This is a genomic window from Pseudomonas sivasensis (genome assembly GCF_021391435.1).
Lineage (GTDB): Bacteria > Pseudomonadota > Gammaproteobacteria > Pseudomonadales > Pseudomonadaceae > Aquipseudomonas > Aquipseudomonas sivasensis.
Map to the genome: position 1 here is coordinate 2,853,754 of NZ_CP090029.1, position 23,227 is coordinate 2,876,980.

Genomic DNA, 23,227 nt, shown 5'->3' on the forward strand with positions numbered 1-23,227 from the left:
CGCGCGCTTTGCCACCCTGGCACGGACGTCTCAAAACTGTTGCCCGCGAGAAATCCCATGCTCATCGGTAGTTATTCAACCTCCCTCGTCGTGATCTCCCTGTGCGTCGCGATCCTGGCCTCTTATACCGCGCTGGACCTGACCGGCCGCATTGCGACCGCCAAGGGCCGCGCGGTTTATTTGTGGATGGCCGGCGGGGCATTGGCCATGGGCGTGGGCGTCTGGTCGATGCACTTCATCGGCATGTTGGCCCTGCGCCTGCCGTTTGCCTTGGGCTTCGATATCGGCATTACTGCGCTGTCGTTGTTGATCGCGGTGATGTCCAGTGGCTTTGCCTTATGGCTGGTCAGCCAACCGCGCTTGCCCGCCTGGCAATTGGTGTTTGGCGCGCTGGTCATGGGCACCGGCATTGCCACCATGCATTACACCGGCATGGCCGCGATGCGCATGACCCCCGGTATCGACTACGACCCCACCTTGTTTGGAGCTTCTCTGTTAATAGCGGTCGTGGCCTCGGGCGCCGCTTTGCAGATAGCTTTCAACCTGCGGCGCAACACGCCGTATGTACGCCTGGCACGCGGCGGGGCGGCGGTGGTGATGGGTTTTGCCATCGTCGGTATGCATTACACCGGAATGGCCGCAGCACGCTTTGCCGATGACAGCTACTGCGCTGCCGCGTTGGACGGCTTGACCGGTAAGGGGCTGGATAACCTGGTGCTGGTCACCACCCTGGCGGTGCTTGCCATCGCATTGCTGACCTCGTTGCTCGACGCGCGGCTGGAAGCCCGCACCGCGGTGCTCGCCGATTCCCTCAGCCTGGCCAATCAGGAACTGACCCACCTGGCCCTGCATGACATGCTCACCGGTCTGCCTAACCGCACGTTGCTGGCCGATCGGATTCAACAGGCCATACAGGCGGTTAACGAGCAGGGCGGTTGCTTCGCCTTGATGTTTATCGACCTGGATGGCTTCAAGCCAGTCAACGATGCCTTTGGCCATCACATGGGCGACCAGTTGCTGCGCGAAGTCGGCCTGCGCCTGCGCGAAGACTTGCGCGGCCACGACACCCTGGCGCGCATCGGCGGTGATGAATTTGTGCTGTTGGTGCAACTGAGCCAGCCAGACGATGCCCTGCGCTTGGCCGAGCGGCAGGTCGGGCTGATCAACCGCTCATTCCAGGTGGCCGAGCATGAGCTGAAAATCTCGGCCAGTATCGGCATCGCTGTGTTCCCAGGTAACGGTGGCAACCCCCAGGAATTGTTGATGAACGCCGACGCCGCGATGTACCACGCCAAGGGCATGGGCAAGAACGGCTACAGCTTTTTCGACGTGTCGATGAACACCAATGCGCGCAAGCAATTGCAGTTGTTGCAGGACCTGCGCAACGCCCTCGACCAAGAGCAATTTCGCTTGTACTACCAACCCAAGTTCGATGCGGTCAGTGGTATTGCGGTGGGCGCCGAAGCGCTGGTGCGCTGGGAGCATCCGCAGCAGGGTCTGTTGTTGCCGGCCACCTTTATCGAACTGGCGGAAAAGACTGGCTTGATCATTCCCATCGGCGAGTGGGTGCTTAATGAAGCCTGCCGTCAGATGAGCGTGTGGTACGCGCTGGGTTATGAGCATTGGCGCATCGCCGTGAACCTGTCGGCGTTGCAGTTCTGCCATGCGGGGCTGGTCAAGAGTGTGGCCGACGCCCTTGATCGTCATCAGTTGCCGGCCAACAGCCTGACCCTGGAGATCACCGAAACCACCGCCATGAGCGATGCCGACGCGAGTATGACGGTGTTGCAGCAGCTCTCGGACATGGGCGTCGACCTGTCCATCGATGACTTCGGCACCGGCTATTCCAGCCTGATGTACCTCAAGCGCCTGCCGGCCAACGAGTTGAAGATCGACCGCGGTTTTGTGCGCGACCTTGAGCACGACAGCGATGACGCCGCCATCGTTTCGGCCATCGTTGCCCTCGGCCAGGCCTTGGGATTGCGGATTGTCGCCGAAGGCGTGGAAACGGACGTGCAGCAGAGTTTCCTCACGCGGCTGGGCTGTAACTCCCTGCAGGGTTACTTGCTGGGGCATCCGCTGCCGGCCGATGGTTTCATGGCGGATATTCTGCGGGCCGAGGACGCACAGGCGCCTGACAAAAACAGTGCCTGACGGTTAGTATCGGATCCAACCCTAACGCCAGGTTGGATCAGGAGACCGTACGCATGGACAAAGTTGTCATCATCACCGGGGGCAGTCGCGGTATTGGCGCCGAAACGGCACTGCTGGCGGCGCGCGAAGGCTATCGCATCTGCATCAACTACCGCTCCGATGAAAAAGCCGCCCTGGGCGTACTGGAACAGGTCCGTGGCCTGGGTGCCCAGGCGATTGCTGTGCGAGCTGATGTCAGCATCGAAGATGAAGTGATTGCGTTGTTTCATCGCGTCGACGCCGAGTTGGGCCGCGTGACCGCCCTGGTCAACAATGCCGGCACCGTGGCGCACAAGTCGCGGGTCGATGAGATGTCCGAATTCCGCATCCTTAACATCATGAGGACCAATGTGCTGGGGCCGATCCTGTGTGCCAAGCACGCGGTGTTGCGCATGTCGCCCAAACATGGCGGGCAGGGTGGCAGCATCGTCAACGTGTCCTCGGTGGCGGCGCGCCTGGGTTCGCCGGGTGAATACGTGGACTATGCAGCCTCCAAGGGCGCCCTCGACACCTTCACCATCGGCCTGTCCAAAGAAGTGGCAGGTGAGGGTATCCGCGTCAACGCAGTACGCCCCGGCTATATCTTTACCGACTTCCACGCCCTGAGCGGCGACCCGGATCGGGTCAGCAAGCTGGAGTCCGGCATTCCCATGGCCCGTGGAGGGCGGCCGGATGAAGTGGCGGAAGCGATTATCTGGTTGTTGTCGGATAAGGCGTCGTATGCCACCGGGACTTTTTTAGATTTGGGTGGCGGCCGTTGAGTCGGTAGCGTCTGTGCGGGCGCCATCGGGAGCAAGCCCCCTCCCACACTTGGACTGTGTGAACCCGATCAAAATGTGGGAGGGGGCTTGCTCCCGATGGCGTCAGAAAGAGCAACCCCCCTCCCTCAAAACGACCGCACAATCCGCCCCAACGTCTCCATCGCCTTCTCCGAGGCCTCGGTCCACGGGCTGCCATAGTTCAGGCGAATACAGTTTCTGAAGCGCTGGGTCGCCGAAAAAATCGGCCCCGGTGCAATGCTGATGCCTTGCGCCAGCGCCATCTGGAACAACTTCAATGAGTCCGTTTGCTCCGGCAATTCCAGCCACAGGAAATACCCTCCGGCCGGCTGGCTGACGCGGGTTTGCGCCGGGAAATACCGAGCGATGGCGGCGAGCATGGCGCTTTGTTGCTCCTCCAGGGCATAACGCAATTTGCGCAGGTGGCGGTCATAGCCGCCATGTTGCAGGTAGTCGGCAATCGCCGCCTGGGCCGGCATCGACGGGCACAGCGAGGTCATCAGCTTGAGACGTTCGACCTTTTGCGCATAGCGCCCGGCGGCGACCCAGCCGACGCGGTAGCCGGGCGCCAGGCTCTTGGCAAAGGAACCGCAGTGCATCACCAGTCCTTCGGTGTCGAAGGCTTTGGCCGGCTTGGGCGCCTGTTGCCCGTAATACAGCTCGGCGTACACATCGTCCTCAATCAGCGGCACCTGGTGACTGCGCAACAGCTCAACCAGTGCCTGCTTCTTTTCTTCCGGCAACGTTGCGCCCATGGGGTTCTGGAAACTGGTCATGGTCCAGCAGGCCTTGATCGGATAACGCGCAAGGGCTTGCGCCAGGGCGCCGAGGTCGATGCCGTCGCGCGGGTGCACCGGAATTTCCACCGCCTTGAGCTTCAGGCGTTCCAGCACTTGCAGGCAGGCATAGAACGCCGGAGCCTCGATGGCCACCAGATCGCCGGGTTCCGTCACGGCTTGCAGGCACAGGTTCAGGGCTTCCAGGGCGCCATTGGTGATCAGCAGTTCTTCCATCGGCAGCATCAGGCCGCCGACCATGTAGCGCAGGGCAATTTGTCGACGCAACTGCGGATTGCCCGGCGACATGTCGGTGACCACCAGGCGCGGGTCCATTTCACGGCTGGCGCTGGCCAGGGATCGGGCCAGGCGTTGCAACGGGAACAGCATCGGGCTGGGGAACGCCGAGCCGAAGGGCACTGTATTGGGGTCTTTGATCGAGTCGAGCACGGAAAACACCAACTCGCTGACATCCACCTCGGTGGACTCGTGCACCTGTTCGCTCACCGCCGGCTCAGAGAACGGGCTCGGTGCATGGGTGTTGACGAAGTAGCCGGAACGCGGCCGCGCACGGATCAGGCCACGGCGTTCCAGCAGGTAATAGGCCTGGAACACCGTGGACGGGCTGACGCCGTAGGTTTGGCTGGCGTAGCGCACCGACGGCACACGTTGGCCAGGCCCCAGGACGCCAGAGCGGATCAGTTCGGCAATGTCTTCGGCGAATTTTTCGTAGCGTTTCATAGGGGCCTTAACAATGTTTATACGAGCGCAGATCCAATCCGGGAGAGGGCAAGCCGCTCCCACATTGGATTCTCACTGATTTAGATAGATCTCAGCGGTTCAACGGCGCCACAAAGCGGCTGTCGGCAACGCTATAGATCCCTGGCTCATCTACATCCATCACTTTGAAGCGCAACGTCTGGGAACTGCTCGCGGGTTTCTCCGCGAGCAATGCCACCGACACCGGCACATCTATGATTTCCCCCGGCGCCAGGCTGATCTCGGTCTTGCCTTGCAGTTGGAAACCGTCGGCCTCCACGAGCTCCACCCGATAATCCTGGCGTTGCTGGGTCTTGTTGATGACCTTGAGGCTGTAGATATTTTCGATCTGGCCCTGGGCGTTCTCGCGGAACATGCCACGGTCTTTGGTCACGTCCAGCGACACCATCGGCCGCTCCACCAGTGCTACTACCAGCGCGGCAATCATCACCAGCAGCACCGCACTGTAGCCGATCAGACGGGGCCGTAGCAGACGGGTTTTGCCGCCTTGCAGTTGATGCTCGCTGGTATAGCTCACCAGACCACGGGCATAACCCATTTTGTCCATGATCGAATCACAGGCGTCGATGCAGGCCGCGCAGCCGATGCATTCCATTTGCAGGCCATCGCGGATATCAATGCCGGTGGGGCAGACCTGCACGCACAGGTGGCAGTCAATGCAGTCACCCAGGCCGACATCGGCCGGCTTGACCTCGCGTTTGCACGGGCCACGGTTCTCGCCACGGGCGCTGTCGTAGGAAATGGTCAGGGTGTCTTTATCGAACATCACGCTCTGGAACCGCGCATACGGACACATGTGCATGCACACCGCCTCACGCAGCCAACCGGCATTGATGTAGGTCGCGGCGGTGAAAAACAGCACCCAGAACAGGCTCACGCCCCCCATTTGCCAAGTCAGCAGTTCCTCGGCCAACGGGCGGATAGGCGTGAAGTAGCCGACAAAGGTCAGCCCAGTCAGCACGCTGATGCCCAGCCACAGCGTGTGCTTGGCCGAGCGCCTTGCCAGTTTGTTGAGGCTCCAGGGCGCGGCTTGCAGCTTGATGCGTTGGTTACGTTCGCCCTCAGTGACCTTTTCGCACCACATAAACAACCACGTGAACGAGCTTTGCGGGCAGGTATAGCCGCACCACACGCGGCCGGCGAACACGGTGATCGCGAACAGGCCGAAGGCGCAGATAATCAGCAGCGCCGACAGCAGGATGAAATCCTGGGGCCAGAACGTCGCGCCAAAAATATGGAATTTGCTTTCCGCCAGATCCCACAGCACGGCTTGGCGCCCGCCCCAGTTCAGCCACACGGTGCCGAAAAACGCCAGGAACAGAAAGCCGGCACCGGCTACGCGCAAGGTGCGGAACAGTCCGGTGAAGCTGCGGGTATGGATCAGGGTGTCGCTGGATTTGGCCTTCACCTTCTTTGGGTGTATGGGCTCAAAGGTTTCCACGGTTGGGATTCGTTCGCTCATGGTCGTTCGCTCATCAGCCTCCATCAGGCGGATGAACTATGGGCCGGGGACTGTTTGCATAACAGACTCAGCTAGCGCGATAAAAAGCGGATCAGATGGTCGGTGTGGTGAGCTCTGCGACAATCTGCTGCACCCCGGCGCGCCTGGGGTGCAGGGGCATTTCAGCGGTAATGATACAGATCAATCAAATCAGCGAACCAGGCTCCGTGGCCTTCACATGGTTGCGTCCGTCTGTCGCGCCTTCGACGGTCAAGGCGTCTGCTTCAGCTTCGGTGATGTAGGTGCGCTCGCCCGCAAGTTCTACGTAGGACATGGACTTGTCATCGTCCGTCAATATCTTCACTCGGGTGGCGGGGACGCTCTGTTCCTGGCCATTGTCGTCGAGCGTGAAATAGCACAGGTGGTTTTCAATACGCAGGGTCATGTCGAACTCCTTTCTCATCGGCTATGAACCTTAGGGGATGGTGCCGTGGCGTGGTTCAAGGCAACTGACTGGCGGTAGGCGCTGTCCATGACTTAACCGCTTCTTTAAAGGACAGGATCCATGGACGCTTGGTGGCATGAAGTGTGGCAAACCCTGCAGGCCGAGTTCGCCGATATCGGCGATGCCAAACAACTGACCCAGATCACCGTGCGCCTGCTGATCGCCGCCGTACTCGGCGGCATCCTGGGGTTTGAGCGCGAGAGCAAGGGCAAGGCCGCCGGGGTACGGACCCACATGCTGGTGGCGTTGGGCGCCGCGCTGTTTGTGATGGTGCCGCAGATGTCAGGTAATCAGGCGGATGCTATGAGTCGCGTGGTGCAGGGCGTGATCGCGGGGATCGGCTTTCTCGGCGCAGGCACGATCATCAAAGGCAAGGATGATGAAGAGGGGCATGTCAAAGGCCTGACCACCGCCGCCGGCCTGTGGATGACCGCTGCGATTGGGGTCTCGGCCGGGTTGGGCCGGGAATCGACAGCGGTCCTGAGTACGTTGCTGGCCTTGGCGGTGTTCAGCGTGATGCCGAAAATCGTCAAGCGTTTCGAGAAGGACTGACGATCACAGGGGGCATGGTTGTCGGCGGCTCTTCCACCGGTGGTGGCTCATTTTCGGGCGGCTCTTTTTCTGGAATCGGCTCCGGTTCCGTGGGCGGCAGTGTCGGATTGTCGATATTAGGATCAGGGGTTTCAGCCGGGATCGGGATATTCATCGGTGTGGCCTCCTTTGTGCTTTGCTCTACCGGTGGACAACCGCCCGGGCGATTTGATTCCCCGCTCAATGGCGGAACATCCACCTGAACTTTTGACCAAGCCTCAGGCTCGGACCTATTACGGCCTTGCTTAGGGAGAGCGTCGCCGTCTCAGAATTCGGATCAAGCAAAGAGCGTCCACAGGGCGTAAGGGGAAGATGCTCGATGACTGCTGAAACTCAGGTTCCAGATGTTTCCTTATTGCCGCTGTCCCAGGCGCTGTTGCTGCCCAGGATTGCAATCGAAAGCACCATGCCTGTGATTGATGGCGGTGAATTCGCCGTTAAGGCCGCAGTGGGCCAGCGGGTCACCGTGACCAGCAAGGTGTTCGCCGATGGCCACGACAAACTCGCCGTATTGATCCGCTGGCGCCCGCTGCAGGACGAAAGCTGGCACAGCGTGGTGATGGCGGATGTGGGCAACAACGGTTGGGAGGGCGCATTTACCGTCACCGACCAGGGCCCTCACGAATACTGCATCGAAGCCTGGATCGATACCTTCGCCAGCTTTTGCTATGAGTTGCGCAAAAAACACGAGGCCGGTGTGCCGGTCAGCCTGGAGTTGCAGGAAGGCCGCAGCCTGGTGTTGCAGGCCGCCGAACGCAGTGACAACGAACTGCGCGATCGCTTGATGCTGCTGCACCACGAACTGTCCGGCCTGCTGGAAACCGAGCAGGTCGCACTGTTTCTGCACGAAGACAGTGCACATTTGATGACTCAGGCCGATCACCGCGCCTATTTGAGCATCAGTGCCGTATACCCGATCGATGTGGAGCGTGAAGCGGCGCAATTCGCCAGTTGGTACGAGCTGTTTCCGCGCTCGATCACTGATGATCCGGCCCGTCACGGCACCTTCAACGATGTGCACGCACGCCTGCCGATGATCCATGACATGGGCTTCGACGTGCTGTACTTCCCGCCGATCCACCCCATCGGCCGCAGCCACCGCAAGGGTAAGAACAATTCCCTCACCGCCGGCCCCGATGATCCGGGCAGCCCGTACGCCATTGGCAGTGAGGAGGGCGGCCACGAAGCCATCCACCCGCAACTGGGCAGTCGCGATGATTTCCGCCGCCTGGTCCAGGCTGCCGCCGATCATGGCCTGGAAATCGCCTTGGACTTTGCCATCCAGTGCTCCCAGGATCACCCGTGGCTCAAGCAGCATCCGGGTTGGTTCAACTGGCGTCCGGACGGGACGATCAAATACGCGGAAAACCCGCCGAAAAAGTACCAGGACATCGTTAACGTCGACTTCTATGCGGCGGACGCGATTCCCAGTCTCTGGACGGAGTTGCGCGACATCGTAGTGGGCTGGGTGGAAGAGGGCGTGAAGACCTTTCGCGTCGACAACCCCCACACCAAACCGCTGCCGTTCTGGCAATGGCTGATCAGCGATGTGCGTTCAAAGTACCCCGAGGTGATCTTCCTGGCTGAAGCCTTCACCACGCCTGCGATGATGGCGCGGCTGGGCAAGGTCGGTTATTCCCAGAGCTACACCTACTTCACCTGGCGCAATACCAAGGCTGAACTGAGCGAGTACTTCACTCAGTTGAACCAGTCGCCGTGGCGCGAGTGCTACCGGCCGAACTTCTTCGTCAATACGCCGGACATTAACCCAGCCTTCCTGCACGAGTCCGGCCGCCCAGGCTTTTTGATCCGGGCCGCGCTGGCGACCATGGGCTCGGGCCTGTGGGGCATGTATTCCGGTTTTGAACTGTGTGAATCAGCGCCGGTGCCCGGCAAAGAGGAATACCTGGACTCGGAGAAATATGAAATCCGCCCACGGGACTTCACCGCGCCCGGCAACATCATTGCCGAGATTGCCCAGCTCAACCGTATCCGCCGGCAAAATCCGGCGTTGCAGACGCATCTGGGGTTGAAGCTCTACACCGCCTGGAATGACAACATCCTGTACTTCGGCAAGCGCAGTGAGGATGGCAGTAACTTCATTCTGGTGGCGATCAACCTCGATCCATTCAACGCCCAGGAAGCGCATTTTGAGTTGCCACTGTGGGAGCTGGGGCTGCCGGATGATGCGCAGACCCAAGGCGAAGACCTGATGAACGGCCATCGCTGGACCTGGTATGGCAAGACCCAATGGACACGCCTTGATCCGCAGATGCCGTTTGGAATCTGGCGCATCACGGTTGCCTAAGTCTTGCGCAGATCCATTGTGGGAGGGGGCTTGCCCACTCCCACAACGATCGCATCGCGTCCGCAGAATTTAAGTCATTCAGGAGTTTCCAATGGCGAAGAAACCTAACCCTGCCACCTTTATCAAAGACCCGCTCTGGTACAAGGACGCGGTGATCTACCAGGTTCACGTCAAATCCTTTTTTGACTCCAACAACGACGGCATCGGTGACTTCCCCGGGCTGATCGCCAAGCTCGATTACATCGCCGACCTCGGCGTGAATACCATTTGGTTATTGCCGTTTTATCCCTCGCCTCGCCGCGATGACGGCTATGACATCGCCGAATACCGTGGCGTACACAGCGACTACGGCACCCTGGCCGACGCCAAGCGCTTTATCGCCGAGGCCCATAAGCGTGGATTGCGGGTGATTACTGAGCTGGTGATCAACCACACCTCCGACCAGCACCCGTGGTTCCAGCGCGCCCGCAAGGCCAAGCCTGGTTCGGCGGCGCGGGACTTCTATGTGTGGTCCGATGACGACCAGAAGTACGATGGCACGCGCATCATTTTCCTCGACACCGAGAAGTCCAACTGGACTTGGGACCCGGTCGCCGGCCAGTACTTCTGGCACCGTTTCTATTCTCACCAGCCCGACCTCAACTTCGACAACCCGCAAGTGATGAAGGCCGTGCTGTCGGTGATGCGTTACTGGCTGGACATGGGCATTGACGGCCTGCGCCTGGACGCCATCCCTTACTTGATCGAGCGCGACGGCACCAACAACGAGAACCTTCCCGAAACCCACGATGTGCTCAAGCAGATCCGCGCCGAAATCGACGCCAACTACCCGGACCGCATGTTGCTCGCCGAAGCCAATCAATGGCCGGAAGACACTCAGCTGTATTTCGGTGACAAAAAGGGCGACGACGGCGATGAATGCCACATGGCGTTCCACTTCCCGCTGATGCCGCGCATGTACATGGCACTGGCCCAGGAAGATCGCTTCCCCATCACCGATATTTTGCGCCAGACCCCGGAGATTCCCGCCAACTGCCAATGGGCAATCTTCCTGCGCAACCACGATGAGTTGACCCTTGAAATGGTCACCGACAAAGAGCGCGATTACCTGTGGAATTACTACGCCGCAGATCGACGCGCGCGCATCAACCTGGGGATTCGTCGCCGTCTGGCACCGTTGCTGGAGCGGGATCGCCGTCGCGTGGAATTGCTTAACAGCCTGCTGCTGTCGATGCCCGGTACGCCGACGTTGTATTACGGCGATGAAATCGGCATGGGCGATAACATCTACCTCGGCGACCGCGACGGTGTGCGCACGCCGATGCAGTGGTCCATCGACCGTAACGGCGGCTTCTCCCGCGCCGATCCGGCCAGCCTGGTGCTGCCGCCGATCATGGACCCGCTGTACGGCTACCAGTCGGTCAACGTCGAAACCCAGACTCAAGACCCGCACTCACTGCTCAACTGGAATCGGCGCATGTTGGCGGTGCGCAAGCAATCCAAGGCGTTTGGGCGGGGCAGTTTGAAAATGCTCTCGCCGAGCAATCGCCGCATCCTGGCCTATACCCGTGAATACACCGGGGAAGACGGCCGTACGGAAATTATCCTGTGTGTGGCCAACGTGTCCCGCAGCGCCCAGGCGGCGGAATTGGACCTCTCTGCCTTCGCGGGAATGGTGCCGGTGGAGATGCTTGGCGGAAACGCTTTCCCGCCCATTGGCCAGTTGAATTTCCTGCTGACGCTGGCGCCCTACGGCTTCTATTGGTTTGTATTGGCGGCGGAAAACCAGATGCCCAGCTGGCATGTGGAACCGGCGCAGAGCATCCCTGATTTCACCACTCTGGTACTGAAAAAACGCATGGAAGAATTGCTCGAAGAACCTTGTCGCACCACCCTGGAGCAGACCTCGTTGCCGGCCTGGCTGCCCAAGCGGCGCTGGTTCGCCGGTAAGGACACTGCCATCGACAGCGTGAACATCGCTTACGGCGTGCGGTTTGGCGACCCGGAGCATCCGGTGTTGCTCAGTGAAATTGATGTCACCAGCGGCGGCCAAGTCAGTCGCTATCAACTGCCCTTTGGCTTCCTGGGTGAAGACCAGTTCACCAGTGCCTTGCCGCAACAATTGGCCCTGGCTCGTGTGCGGCGTACGCGGCAGGTGGGGCTGGTCACCGATGCCTTCAGCCTGGAGCACTTCATCCGCGCGGTGATCCAGGGGCTGCAGGCGGGTACGGTGCTCACTTCCAGCGAAGGCGATTTACGCTTTGAAGCCACGCCGCACCTGGCCCCGCTGCAACTGACGGACGACGCCCAAGTACGCTACTTGTCGGCCGAGCAGTCCAACAGTTCGGTGGTAGTGGGCGAGAGCCTGGTGCTCAAGTTGATCCGCAAAGTCAGCGCCGGCGTGCACCCGGAGCTGGAAATGAGCGCCTACCTCACCGCCGCCGATTACCCGAATATCTCGCCGCTGCTGGGCTCGATGATTCGTCGCGACGCCGATGGCCAGGACAACCTGCTGATGATTGCCCAGGGTTACTTGAGCAATCAGGGCGACGCCTGGAGCTGGACCCAGAACAACCTGGAACGCGCGATTCGCGATGAACTGGCGCAGGCCATCTCCGAGCAGGAACAGCACTACAACGCCTTGGGTGAACTGGCGGACTTTGCCGGGTTGCTCGGCCAGCGCTTGGGGGAAATGCACCTGGTGCTAGGCGCGAAGACTGACAACAAGGACTTCAAACCCGAAGTCACTACGGCCAAGGACACTCAGGCCTGGGCCAAGGACGTGGGCGCACAGCTTGACCGCGCGCTGCAATTGCTCAAGTTGCATCAACACACATTGAACCCGGCGGATCAGGCACTGGTCAGTGACTTGCTGGCGCAGAAAAAAGCCATCGGCGCCCATGTCCAGGCGTTGGCGAAAGCCACGTTGGGCGGGCTGCGTATTCGGGTTCACGGTGATTTGCACCTGGGCCAGGTACTGGTGGTGAAGGGCGATGCTTACCTGATCGACTTTGAAGGCGAGCCAGCCAGGCCATTGCATGAGCGGCGTGGCAAGCACAGCCCGTATAAAGATGTGAGCGGCGTACTGCGCTCGTTTGATTACGCGGCGGCCATGGCCTTGAATGTGCAAGGTGTGGATCATTCGCCGCAAGCCGATCTGGCCCGCAGGCGCGTGACCGATCGCTATCTGAATGAAGCACGCGAGGCATTTATCCAGGCTTATCAGGCAGCTACGTCTACACTGGCGCATGACTGGCAGGATGCCAAAGGCCAGGACGCCGCGCTGACCTTGTTCAGCCTGGAGAAGGCCGCGTACGAAGTGGCTTACGAAGCGGAGAATCGCCCGACTTGGCTACCGGTGCCCCTGCAAGGGCTGCACGGGTTGCTCAGCGGGCTAGCACCTCTATCTAAAACTGCACGCGGTGGGGAGACGTCATGAATTACACGCATAAAGAACCGCTGCAGCCCAAGTTGACTGCCATGCCGGCGTCCAAGGACGTCGAAGCGCTGGTGCGCGCCGAGCACCATGACCCGTTCTCGATCCTCGGGCCACATGATGACGAGCAGGGTGGGCAATTTATCCGCGCATTCCTGCCGGAAGCTCTGAGCGTCCAGGTGTTGGCGCAGGACAGTGGCGAGCCGATCGGCAGCCTGGACGCGACCCAGGTGCCGGGCTTGTTTGTCGGGCACTTCACCACGCGCCAGGCCTACCTGCTGAAGATCCAGTGGGCCGGCGGTGAGCAAATTACCGAAGACCCCTACAGTTTCAGCCAGTTGTTGCTGGGCGAAATGGACCTGTACCTGTTTGCCGAAGGCAACCATCGCGACCTCAGCAGCTGCCTGGGTGCACAGGTGACCAGCGTCGATGGCGTGCAGGGCGTGCGCTTTGCCGTGTGGGCGCCGAATGCGCGGCGGGTGTCGGTGGTGGGCGATTTCAATATCTGGGACGGTCGCCGCCATCCGATGCGCCTGCGCCATCCTTCGGGCGTATGGGAGCTGTTTATCCCGCGTCTGCAACCGGGTGCGGCCTACAAGTACGAGATCCTGGGTGCCAATGGGATTTTGCCGCTCAAGGCTGACCCCATGGCATTGGCCACTCAACTGCCGCCGGACACTGCGTCGAAAGTCGCTCCGCCGTTGCAGGTGGATTGGCAGGACCATGAGTGGATGCAGTCGCGCAGCGAAAAGCAGAAATCCACCGCACCGCTGTCGATCTATGAGTTGCACGTGGGTTCCTGGCAATGCGAGCTGGATGAGGCCGGCGAAGTCGCCCGCCAATACGGCTGGCGTGAACTGACGGAACGGCTCATCCCGTACGTGCAGCAACTGGGTTTCACCCATATCGAACTGATGCCGATCATGGAGCACCCTTTTGGCGGCTCCTGGGGCTATCAAGCGTTGTCGCAGTTCGCCCCCAGTGCGCGCTTTGGCTCGCCGGAAGATTTCGCCTATTTCGTCAATGCGCTGCACCAGGCCGATATCGGCGTGATCCTTGACTGGGTACCGGCGCATTTCCCCACCGATACCCACGGACTGGCACAGTTTGACGGCACGGCGCTGTACGAATACGCCAACCCGCTGGAAGGTTTCCACCAGGATTGGGACACGCTGATCTACAACTTGGGCCGCACCGAAGTTCACGGCTTTATGCTGGCGTCGGCCCTGCATTGGCTTAAACACTTCCATATCGACGGGCTGCGTGTGGATGCGGTGGCGTCGATGCTGTACCGCGATTACTCGCGCAAGGCTGGTGAATGGGTGCCCAACCGCCACGGCGGTCGGGAGAACCTGGAAGCCATCGACTTCCTGCGTCACCTGAACGACGTAGTGGCCTTGGAAGCTCCCGGCGCGTTGGTGATCGCCGAGGAATCTACCGCCTGGCCCGGTGTGAGCCAGCCGACCCAACAGGGCGGCCTGGGCTTCAACTACAAGTGGAACATGGGCTGGATGCACGATTCGCTGCATTACATCCAGCAAGACCCGGTGTATCGCGCCCATCACCACAACGAGCTGAGCTTTGGCCTGGTGTATGCCTGGTCCGAGCGTTTTATCCTGCCGATTTCCCATGATGAGGTGGTGCACGGCAAGCACTCGTTGATCGACAAGATGCCCGGCGACCGCTGGCAGAAATTTGCCAACCTGCGTGCCTACCTGGCGTTCATGTGGATGCATCCCGGCAAGAAGCTGTTGTTCATGGGCTGCGAATTCGGCCAGTGGCGCGAGTGGAACCACGACCAGCAACTGGACTGGTACTTGTTGCAGTACGCCGAGCACAAAGGCGTGCAGAAGCTGGTCGGCGACTTGAACCGTCTGTACCGCGAAGAGCCGGCCCTGCACGAGCAGGACGATGCGCCGCAAGGTTTCCAATGGCTGATCGGCGATGACGCGATCAACAGTGTCTACGCGTGGCTGCGCTGGAGCAAAGACGGCAAGCCCGTGCTGGTGGTGGCTAACTTCACACCGGTGCCGCGCGAGTCCTATTCCGTTGGTGTGCCGTTTGCCGGGCGCTGGAGTGAGGTGATCAACAGTGATGCGGACATGTATGCCGGTTCCAACTTCGGTAATGGCGGCGAAGTCTTTACCCAGGATGAACCGCGCCATGGGCAACCGGTGTCGCTGTCGCTGAATTTGCCGCCGCTGGGGGTGTTGATTCTGCGACCTGAAGGGGGTTAACCGCTCTGCCGCGCGGGATTCAGTTGTCCGCGGTGCTGGCAGGGTGCCACAATGGCGCCTTTGTCATGGCAGTCGAATCAGGCGAATTTCATGAATGGCCTTGGGCGTGAGCAGGACCAGGATTGCGTTATAGAGGAGCAGGTGCGGACTGACCGTCTGCACCAGCTGTTCCGGCAGTCATTTGCCGCCATTTTGGGCAGTTACCTGGCGGCTACCATGCTCTGCTGGCTGTGTTGGGATCGCTTCGACCACGACGTTATGCTGGTCTGGATGCTGTTGCTCACAGCGTCGTCGCTGCTGCGGGTGAAGATGTTCATGGACTGGTTTCGCTGCCCCAACAGCGAGCGCACGCCGGCTCGCTGGGAGCGCCGCTACTGGGTCACTCTCGTGCTCTCTGCCGGTATCTGGGGCGCCGGTGCGTTAGCGGTGATGCCAGCGGATGATCGGCTGTCCCAAGTGCTGGTGATGTTGTTCACCGTGGGCATGTCGGTCAGCGCGGTGTCGTGTTACTCGGCCTATCGCTACATGACGCTGGCGTCTATCGGTCTGGTATTGCTGCCGTGCACCTTCTGGCTGCTGTTCCAGCCGGCTCCCATGCAGGTGGGTGTTGCCATCGCGGTACTGGTGTTCACCACCTTTGTCGCCAGCGCCACGCGTAAATTGTCCGATGCGCTAGAAAAGGCGTTTCGCCTGACTCGGCAAATGGAAAGAGCCCACAACATTTCAACCCGTGCCGCACAGACCGATGAGCTGACCGGGCTGATGAACCGTCGTGCATTCTTCGAACATGCCCATTCGCTGTACGCACAATGCCGACACAACCAACAGCCGCTGTGCGCGCTGATGCTGGACATGGACCACTTCAAGCACATCAACGACACCTACGGACACCAGGCCGGCGACCAAGTGTTGCGCCAGATTGGAGGGGTGATCAGTGCGTCGTTTCGCAAGTCTGATGTGTATGGCCGTCTGGGCGGTGAGGAGTTTGCGGTATTGCTGCCCAATACCTCGCTGGAAACCGCACGGGGTATTGCCGAGCAGTTGATCAAGGCGATTTCCGGATTGCCGGCCGAACCGGTCACGGGGCTTTCAGCCAGCTTGGGTGTCGCTTCGGCCCATGCGCTGGATGGGGACTTGCATGGCCTGATGAACACCGCCGACAAGGCGCTGTACCGGGCCAAGGCGCTTGGCCGCAACCAAGTGGCCGTGGCGGAGTAGGGCGACGCTCAGTCCTTGAGTGTTGCCTTGATCAATACCTGCGAAAGTTGTTCGGCCGAGTAAGGCTTGGGCAGAAACTCGAAGCCTTCATAGCCGCTTTCTGCCAGCTCCTCGCTGTAACCCGAGGTCAACACCACCGGCAGGTCGGCACGACGCTGGCGTAGCAGCTTGGCCATGGCGACGCCGGTGATACCGGGCATCACGACGTCGGAGAAGATGACGTCAAAGGCCATTCCATCCTGGCCGGCCAAGCTCAGGGCTTGTTCGGCATCGGTCGCCCAGGCGGTCTGATAGCCCAAGTCTTCAAGGATTTGGCGGGCAAACCGCCCGACCTCCAGGTTGTCTTCCACGATCAGCACCCGACACTGGGTTGTGTCGTGGGGCATGGCGAGCGTTCCCTGAGGGCTTTGGGGCGGCACATCCTGTGCTTCGACCTGGGGCAAATACAGGGTAAATACGCTGCCTTGGCCGGGCGTGCTGGACACATCGATATTGCCCCCCGACTGCTTGGCGAACCCGAAGACCTGCGACAGACCCAGGCCGGTGCCTTTGCCGACGGCCTTGGTGGTAAAGAACGGCTCGAAAATCCGCTCCACGGTGTCGGCGGCAATACCCGGCCCGGTATCGGCCATGGAGATGGCGATATACGGTTGGCGTGACCCCGCATCGCCACGGATACGTGGCAGCGGCTTGCGCCCGACCACCCGTAGGCTCAGCGTACCCTGGCCGCCCATGGCGTCCCGGGCATTGAGGGCGATGTTGATCAGCGCGGTTTCAAACTGGCTCGCGTCGATGCGGGCGAAACAGGCCTGTGACGGCATCTCGACCTGCACCTGAATGCGTGCGCCGGTGACGCTTTCCAGCATCTCGCCAATGTTCTGTACCCGCTGGCCTACGTCGAAGACCTCCGGGTTGAGCGGTTGTCGACGGGCAAAGGCGAGCAACTGGCTGGTCAGCTTGCTGGCCCGCTCCACGGTATCCGAAACGGCGCTCATGTAGCGCTGGCGGCGCTCTTCCGACAGGCCTGGCTGCCGCAAAAAATCCACCGAGGAGCGAATGATCGTGAGCAGGTTGTTGAAGTCATGGGCGACGCCGCCGGTCAGCTGTCCGATGGCTTCGAGTTTCTGGGATTGGTGCAACGCGGCTTCGGCTTGGGCCAGCGCCTGCGTGCGTTCCTCTACCCGCTGTTCCAGGTAGGTGTTCAGCTCGGCATACGCTGCCAGACCTTCACGGACCTCGGCATCGGCGCGCACGCGTTCGATATGGGCCCAGGAGCGCTCGGTGACTTCCCTCAACAAGGCCAGGTCGTAGGGTGACCATGGGCGTGGGGATTTGTCGTGGACGGCCATCAATGCAGTCAGGCGTCCGTTCTTGATCAGAGGCATGCAGATAGTCGCAGTCACCCCCAGGGACTGGAAGGCCGCAGACTCTTCGGGTGGCAGCTCGCGCAGGTTGTCGCAGATCACCAGAGGCTCGCCAGCCCGCAGGCAGTTGACGGCCGCCTCGCCGAACGCCGCCAGGCTGTAGCGACCGACAATGCTCGGCGAGCCGGGCGCGGTCCAGTTGTCGCGAATGGTAAAGCCGTCTTCATCGGCGTCCATGTCGGCGTAGGCGCAATTGCTCACTTGCAGGTGTTCGGCGAGCAACTGGGTAGTGCGGGTCATGATGGCTTCGGCATCGGCCGCATTGACCACGGCGTTGCCAATGGCATCCAGCACTTCCAGGCGTCTGGCGAGAAACACCGTGGCAGTGGTTTCGGTCACGGTGTCGAGCAAGCCGACCACGTGGCCTTGGGGATCACGGATCGGGCTATAGCAGAAAGTGAAGTAGGCTTGTTCCCGCGCCTGGCCGCGTTCAACCACGAGGGGAAAGTTTTCGATATAGGTGGCATGCCCCTGGAACGCCGCGTCGGCGATATGGCTGACGTCAGCCCACACCTCGCGCCATATGTCACTGAACGGTCTTCCCAAGGCATAGGGCTTATTGCCCAGTATCGGAATAAAGGCGTCGTTGTAGATCGTGATCAACTGGGGCCCCCAGACAATGGCCTGGGGAAAGCTCGACGCGAAACACAGCGCGACGGTGGTCTTCAGAACGTCCGGCCATTGCTCCAGCGGACCGAGAGGCGTGTTGGCCCAATCATGCTGAATTACCCGTTCAGCCATGTCGCTGCTGCTTTGCAGCCAATTCATCATTGGGGGAACACCTTGTTATCGAGAGTCTTCAGCGCGCCTTTCAGTGGGTGGCGCAAAGCTACAGACCCGGTTGAACGCTGCCAGTTCAGCGCAATTATCCGATAGATGGCGTTTTGATGCTTTACTCATTTGAGTCGTTTGGATCCGCCGAGGTTGGGCGCTTGCCCAACCTTCATTGCGTGCCGAACAAACCGGTCCAGTAAATGCCCGCATCACTCTTCGGGTCCATGGCGTAGGCCGCGCCCAGTTCTCGAAATTGCGGGTTCATCAGGTTGGCACAATGACCGGGGCTGGCGAGCCAGCCATCGACCACCTTGCGCGGGGTGTCCAGGCCGGCGGCGATGTTTTCGCCGATGTTTTTGGCGATGTATCCGGCCAGCTCGGCGCGGTCGCCGGGCGTGCGGCCGTCGTGGTCCAGATGGTCGAAGAAATTGCCGTTGGCCATGTTGCGCGTGTGGCTGTTGGCGGCGCTGGCCAGGGTGTCGTTCCACGACAACGGGGTGGTCGCGGTAAATGCCTGGGTGCCGCATTGGCGAGGTTGTGTACGGGCGGCGTTGATCAAGTCCAGCAGTTTCCGGCCTTCAGTCTGCCAATCCCCCAGTCCGCTGGACAGTAAGGGCCGGGCCAGCACGATGCGCCAGTCCTGACCGCTGTTGCTCACGCCGATGTCGATAAATTGCGGATCCAGCACCACCCGGCAGAAGCTCTCGCGCACCGCCTTCATCGCGGACTGAGCATCCTTGGGACCGGACAGGCTGATGGCCTGCACGTTCACCATCGGATACGCGGCCCGGGCCAGCGCCTGCTGAAGGTCGCCGACGTTAGTGGCCGGCAGCACCAGCCGTGTGTCGCTCGCCAGTGGCGGCAGTTCCTGGGAACCCTGGTCACCGCAGCGCTGCACCTGGCTGCGGTACTCGTTGATCTGTTGCACCAGCTGACTTTCTTCATTCGCCATCGCGCTGGCGCAGAACACCGTACTGGCGGCCAGCGTCGTAAGACCCATCATCAATGACAGAACGCGCATGGACGTTACCCTTGAGCTTGAAAGTGCCCATGATGCGCGATGTAACCCCATCTGGCGCAACGCCTTTTTTGTTTTTTTGCCTCAGTGGGGGTTATGAAGGCCGTTCACGGCGCGGTTGCGGCCCGATGCCATCACTGCGGCCAGGAGGATCAGGCCGCACGCGACGGCGAAGGTGGCGTGCAGGCCATTCGCCAGTGATTGTGGGGTGGCGTGGGTTATATCGGGTGCAGTCCAAGCGAATACGGCGCTGAGTGCCCAAGCTCCGACAATCAGGCCGAGGTTGCGCGACAGGTTCAATAGACCCGAGACCGTGCCGCGCCGAATCGCAGCGACATTGCGCATCACGGCGGTATTGTTCGCCGCCTGGAAGAGACTGTAGCCCGCCGTCAAAACAATCAGCGCGCCCAGGTAGGTGAACAACTCCGAAGCCAACGTCAGCAGCAGGGCACCGCACAGCAGAATGCCGAGCCCGCTGCAGGTCATGCGTTGGCTGCCCAGGCGGTCGGTCAGGCGGCCCGCCGGTATGCCGGTGATTGCTGCGACACAGGGCCCGACCGCCATGGCCAGGCCCATCGAGGCTGGGTCGATCCCCAAACCACGGGACAGGTAAAACGGCCCGACAACGAAGGTGGCCATGATCACCGCCGCTACCAGCGCGCTTATCGCCAAGCCCGTGCGCAATGACGAATCCTTTAACAACGCCCAGATACCCAGGTCGCTGGATGCCGGCGTGTGTCGCTGATCCACCGGCAGAAAACGCCAGGCAAGGGCGACGGCCAGCAGGCCCAGCGGCACGCCCACCAGAAACAATGCACGCCAGCCCCACAGGCTCAGCAACACGCCTCCGACGCTGGGGCCCATGGCGGTTCCGACCGCCGACATGGTGCCCAGCAAACCCATCACCCGGCCGGTGCGGCCCTGGGGCACGGTATCGCCGACCATGCCCAAGGCCATGGCCATCATGATCGCTGCACCAAGGCCTTGCAGGCTGCGCGCGGCAATCAGCGCGTTGAGCGAGGACGCGCCGCCGCACAGCCCGCAGGCCAGGCTGAACAGCAGCAAGCCGCCTATTAGCAACCGACGTCGCCCCAGGCGATCACCCAGGCGGCCGGCGCTGAGGATCACCGCCGTGATCGCCAGCAGATACGCCAGCACCACCCACTGCACGGCGTGGAAGGACGCGTCGAACGCCTGCGTCAGGCTGGGCAGGCCCACATTGGCGATGCTGGTGCCGAGTGAGGCCAGCAGCATGGACAGCGACAGGCTGATGAGGCTGCCGCGCGGGGACGTAGACATGGGCAATTCCTTGAATGAAAGCAACTGTCACAAATCTACGGCGTCGCCTAACATGGCGGAAGACGCAGGAGTTGCAGTGAATACCTGCACCAAACGCCTGATGAGAACCTCTTATGCCTGATCTGAATTTGCTGATCACCCTGGATGTGCTGCTCGCCGAAGGCAGCGTCGCCGGCGCGGCCAAGCGCCTGGGTTTGAGCCCCTCAGCCATGAGTCGCGCCTTGGCCCGCCTGCGTGAAACCACCGGCGACCCCTTGCTGGTGCGCGCCGGTCGCGGCCTGGTGCCCACGCCACGGGCGGTGGAGCTGCGTGAACAGGTCAGTGATTTGGTTCAGGCTGCCCACGCGGTGCTGCGGCCTGCGCAGTCTGTGGACATGGCGGTGGTGGCGCGTACCTTCACCTTGCGCACTAGTGAAGAGTTCGTCGAAAACTTTGGCCCGGCGCTGCTGGCACGCATCGCCCGAGAGGCGCCCGGCGTGCGCCTGCGTTTTATCAATAAAAACGACAAGGACAGCACGCTGCTGCGCGACGGCAGTGTCGATCTGGAAACCGGCGTGGTCGATCCCACTGCCAGCCCTGAAGTGCTGACCCAGGCGTTGTTCCGCGACCGCTTGATTGGCGTAGTGCGCAACGGCCATCCCCTGAGCCGGGGTGAAATCAGCGTCGCGCGTTATGCCGAGGGCCAGCACGTCTATGTCTCGCGGCGTGGGCAGGCGCGCGGTCAGATCGACGATGCGCTTGAAACCTTGGGCTTCACGCGGCAGATCACCAGCATCGTCGCGGGTTTCTCCACTGCCATCTCCCTGGCCCGCGACACCGACCTGATCGCCAGTGTGCCGGAACGCTACACCGCCCACCGTCGCGACCTGTTTTGCTTTGCCCTGCCGCTGACGTTGCCGACCTTTACTGTTGCGATGCTCTGGCACCCACGGCTGGACGCGGACTTGGCGCACCGCTGGCTGCGCGGGTGCCTGCGTGAGGTCTGCGGGCAATAGACCGTGCGCAACAGGTACAATCCCCGCTGCCTAGACGTGAACCCCCAGGAATTTGCATGTTCAGCCTTACCCGCTACACCACACCATGCCCCGAGCCCATCAACGGCCAGATCCTGCAGATGGTGGTAGACAACCTCACTGACATCAGCAGCGTCGCGTTGCCGCCGAGCAACCTGCTCTACAACATCTACCAGTATGCGGTTGGCTTTGAAGTGCACCTTTACCTGCAGGCGCTGAATGGGGAGAAGGGCATTGACGTCGAACTGATCGTGGCTACCGACGCCGAGGACTCGGAGACCGTCATCGGTTTTTTGCTCTGCCTGCCGGTGAAGGATGATCCCGAAGCCTGTGGCATTGCCTTCATGGCTGTAAAAGCCGGTTTGCGCCGCCAGGGCGTGGCACGGGGGATGATGCAAGACGTGCTGGCGCGCTATCCCCATGCCGAATTGGCGTGTGCCGTGGAAAAGGTGCCTGCGTTCGAAGCCCTGGGCTTTCAAGTCCGCGCCGCACGTGGCACCCAGGTGCTGATGAACACTCGCGACTACGGCACGGATGGCCTGATGGGCGTGCTGGACGTGGCCGCGATCTATAGCTCCCTCGAAGTGCGGCAGATCCATACCTACCTGCTGCAAAAACACGGCAAGCGGGCGATGGTCGACGCTGAGAAGCAGCGGGATAGGCATCTTGACCAATTGACGCGCAAAGTCCGGTTGTTCGTGCAGGAGCGGGGCTGAAACAGAGCGCCAACCACCGATCCCCTGTAGGCGCTCCCGAGCTTTAGCGAGGCAGCGATTGCAGTGGGTCAGGCGACAAAACAGGCGCGCGGTTAACCATCGCCAATAGGATCGCCAACAATTCGTGCTGGGCTTCTTCTCGGCTGATTTCGCCGTCGGCCGCTGCGTGGGACAAGGCTTCCGCTGCGCCCAGCATGGCCCGCAGGCCGGCTTGTGACAGCGTGCCGTTGGGGGCGAAGGGCGCCAGGGCGTCACGGCATTTGTCGAGAAAAATGGCCTCGTATTTGCGCTTCAGCGCTTCCAGTTCCGGTGAACCGCTCAACGCGGCGGTCACGCCCGGAATTTCCCGCCCCTGCAATAACACGCAGTCCACGTAGGACGCTGCGATGACCCAGGCGCGGTCTTGCAGGGTTTCACTGCTGGCTTCGATGGCATCGGCAAAGGCTTGGTTCTGACGCCCGTCGAAGTCTTCATACAGCGCGGCCAACAACCCCGCACGGGTGACGAAATGGTCGTAGACCACCGGCTTGGTCACGCCCGCCAGTTCCGCCAGGCGGCCCAGGGTCAGGGCGTCGGTGCCTTCCTCGCGCACCAGTTGCCAGGCCACTTCCAACAATTGATGCAGGCGATCCTCACGGGACAAACGACGACGTGGGGCAGGGGATTCAGTGCTTGACATGCTTATATACCAAAAGTAATTTATTTGAATTAACTTACCA

At 61.0% G+C, this 23,227-nt stretch carries 17 protein-coding genes; 9 read left to right on the forward strand and 8 right to left on the reverse strand.

From position 1 onward, the window contains the following. The first annotated feature begins 57 nt into the window (after positions 1–57). Positions 58–2,154: a putative bifunctional diguanylate cyclase/phosphodiesterase gene (locus LRO94_RS12715; RefSeq protein ID WP_095185863.1), complete on the forward strand. Its 2,097-nt coding sequence runs from the start codon at positions 58–60 to the stop codon at positions 2,152–2,154. A gap of 53 nt (positions 2,155–2,207) precedes the next feature. Beyond that, positions 2,208–2,954 carry an SDR family oxidoreductase gene (locus LRO94_RS12720; protein WP_032886857.1) on the forward strand — a complete coding sequence of 249 codons (747 nt, stop codon included), beginning with the start codon at positions 2,208–2,210 and terminating at the stop codon, positions 2,952–2,954. A gap of 125 nt (positions 2,955–3,079) precedes the next feature. On the opposite strand, the gene mapR is transcribed toward LRO94_RS12720, so the two are convergent. The 3 genes from mapR to LRO94_RS12735 form a co-directional block, all read right to left on the reverse strand. After that, positions 3,080–4,489 (reverse strand): GntR family transcriptional regulator MpaR, encoded by a 1,410-nt coding sequence (mapR, locus tag LRO94_RS12725; protein ID WP_032886855.1) that lies wholly within the window; start codon positions 4,487–4,489, stop codon positions 3,080–3,082. Positions 4,490–4,580: 91 nt separating this feature from the next. Further along, positions 4,581–5,990, reverse strand: coding sequence for a cytochrome c oxidase accessory protein CcoG (gene ccoG, locus LRO94_RS12730; RefSeq protein ID WP_179179133.1), 1,410 nt, complete (start codon positions 5,988–5,990; stop codon positions 4,581–4,583). A gap of 184 nt (positions 5,991–6,174) precedes the next feature. Then, entirely contained in the window at positions 6,175–6,414 is a 240-nt protein-coding gene (locus tag LRO94_RS12735) for a DUF3203 family protein (protein WP_032886853.1), read from the reverse strand. Between the two features lie 120 nt (positions 6,415–6,534). On the opposite strand from LRO94_RS12735, the gene LRO94_RS12740 reads away from it, so the two are divergent. After that, entirely contained in the window at positions 6,535–7,026 is a 492-nt protein-coding gene (locus tag LRO94_RS12740) for an MgtC/SapB family protein (protein WP_032886852.1), read from the forward strand. On the opposite strand, the gene LRO94_RS12745 is transcribed toward LRO94_RS12740, so the two are convergent. Further along, the gene (locus LRO94_RS12745) at positions 7,004–7,180 is read right to left on the reverse strand and encodes a hypothetical protein (protein ID WP_163033259.1); all 177 of its coding nucleotides are present in this window, start codon (positions 7,178–7,180) and stop codon (positions 7,004–7,006) included. The genes LRO94_RS12740 and LRO94_RS12745 overlap by 23 nt on opposite strands. A gap of 204 nt (positions 7,181–7,384) precedes the next feature. On the opposite strand from LRO94_RS12745, the gene LRO94_RS12750 reads away from it, so the two are divergent. The 4 genes from LRO94_RS12750 (at position 7,385) to LRO94_RS12765 (ending at position 16,264) form a co-directional block, all read left to right on the forward strand. Further along, a complete protein-coding gene (locus LRO94_RS12750) occupies positions 7,385–9,373 on the forward strand; it encodes an alpha-1,4-glucan--maltose-1-phosphate maltosyltransferase (protein ID WP_099602871.1) in 1,989 nt (662 codons plus the stop codon). 91 nt (positions 9,374–9,464) lie between these two features. Further along, positions 9,465–12,812, forward strand: coding sequence for a maltose alpha-D-glucosyltransferase (gene treS / locus LRO94_RS12755; protein ID WP_179179132.1), 3,348 nt, complete (start codon positions 9,465–9,467; stop codon positions 12,810–12,812). Further along, positions 12,809–15,046, forward strand: a complete 2,238-nt coding sequence (gene glgB / locus LRO94_RS12760) for a 1,4-alpha-glucan branching protein GlgB (RefSeq protein ID WP_095185859.1) — start codon at positions 12,809–12,811, stop codon at positions 15,044–15,046. The genes treS and glgB overlap by 4 nt, the downstream gene beginning before the upstream one ends. 51 nt (positions 15,047–15,097) lie before the next feature. Beyond that, positions 15,098–16,264: a GGDEF domain-containing protein gene (locus LRO94_RS12765; protein WP_032886848.1), complete on the forward strand. Its 1,167-nt coding sequence runs from the start codon at positions 15,098–15,100 to the stop codon at positions 16,262–16,264. Positions 16,265–16,272: 8 nt separating this feature from the next. Here LRO94_RS12765 and LRO94_RS12770 read toward each other — a convergent pair whose 3' ends face one another. The 3 genes from LRO94_RS12770 to LRO94_RS12780 form a co-directional block, all read right to left on the reverse strand. After that, entirely contained in the window at positions 16,273–18,459 is a 2,187-nt protein-coding gene (locus LRO94_RS12770) for a GAF domain-containing protein (RefSeq protein WP_095185858.1), read from the reverse strand. A gap of 172 nt (positions 18,460–18,631) precedes the next feature. Continuing rightward, positions 18,632–19,483 carry a CAP domain-containing protein gene (locus LRO94_RS12775; RefSeq protein WP_032886845.1) on the reverse strand — a complete coding sequence of 284 codons (852 nt, stop codon included), beginning with the start codon at positions 19,481–19,483 and terminating at the stop codon, positions 18,632–18,634. A gap of 81 nt (positions 19,484–19,564) precedes the next feature. Continuing rightward, complete coding sequence (locus LRO94_RS12780; protein WP_179179131.1) at positions 19,565–20,779, reverse strand: MFS transporter; 1,215 nt, start codon at positions 20,777–20,779, stop codon at positions 19,565–19,567. Positions 20,780–20,892: 113 nt separating this feature from the next. Here LRO94_RS12780 and LRO94_RS12785 point away from each other — a divergent pair, with 113 nt between their 5' ends. Both LRO94_RS12785 and LRO94_RS12790 read left to right on the forward strand, forming a co-directional pair. Continuing rightward, complete coding sequence (locus LRO94_RS12785; RefSeq protein ID WP_095185856.1) at positions 20,893–21,774, forward strand: LysR family transcriptional regulator; 882 nt, start codon at positions 20,893–20,895, stop codon at positions 21,772–21,774. A 56-nt stretch (positions 21,775–21,830) separates the two neighbouring features. Next, entirely contained in the window at positions 21,831–22,508 is a 678-nt protein-coding gene (locus LRO94_RS12790; protein ID WP_032886840.1) for a GNAT family N-acetyltransferase, read from the forward strand. A 43-nt stretch (positions 22,509–22,551) separates the two neighbouring features. Here the strand turns inward: LRO94_RS12790 and LRO94_RS12795 are convergent, their stop codons facing one another. Continuing rightward, on the reverse strand, positions 22,552–23,187 hold the full coding sequence (locus tag LRO94_RS12795) for a TetR/AcrR family transcriptional regulator (RefSeq protein WP_179179130.1): 636 nt from the start codon (positions 23,185–23,187) through the stop codon (positions 22,552–22,554). Between the last annotated feature and the right edge of the window lie 40 nt (positions 23,188–23,227).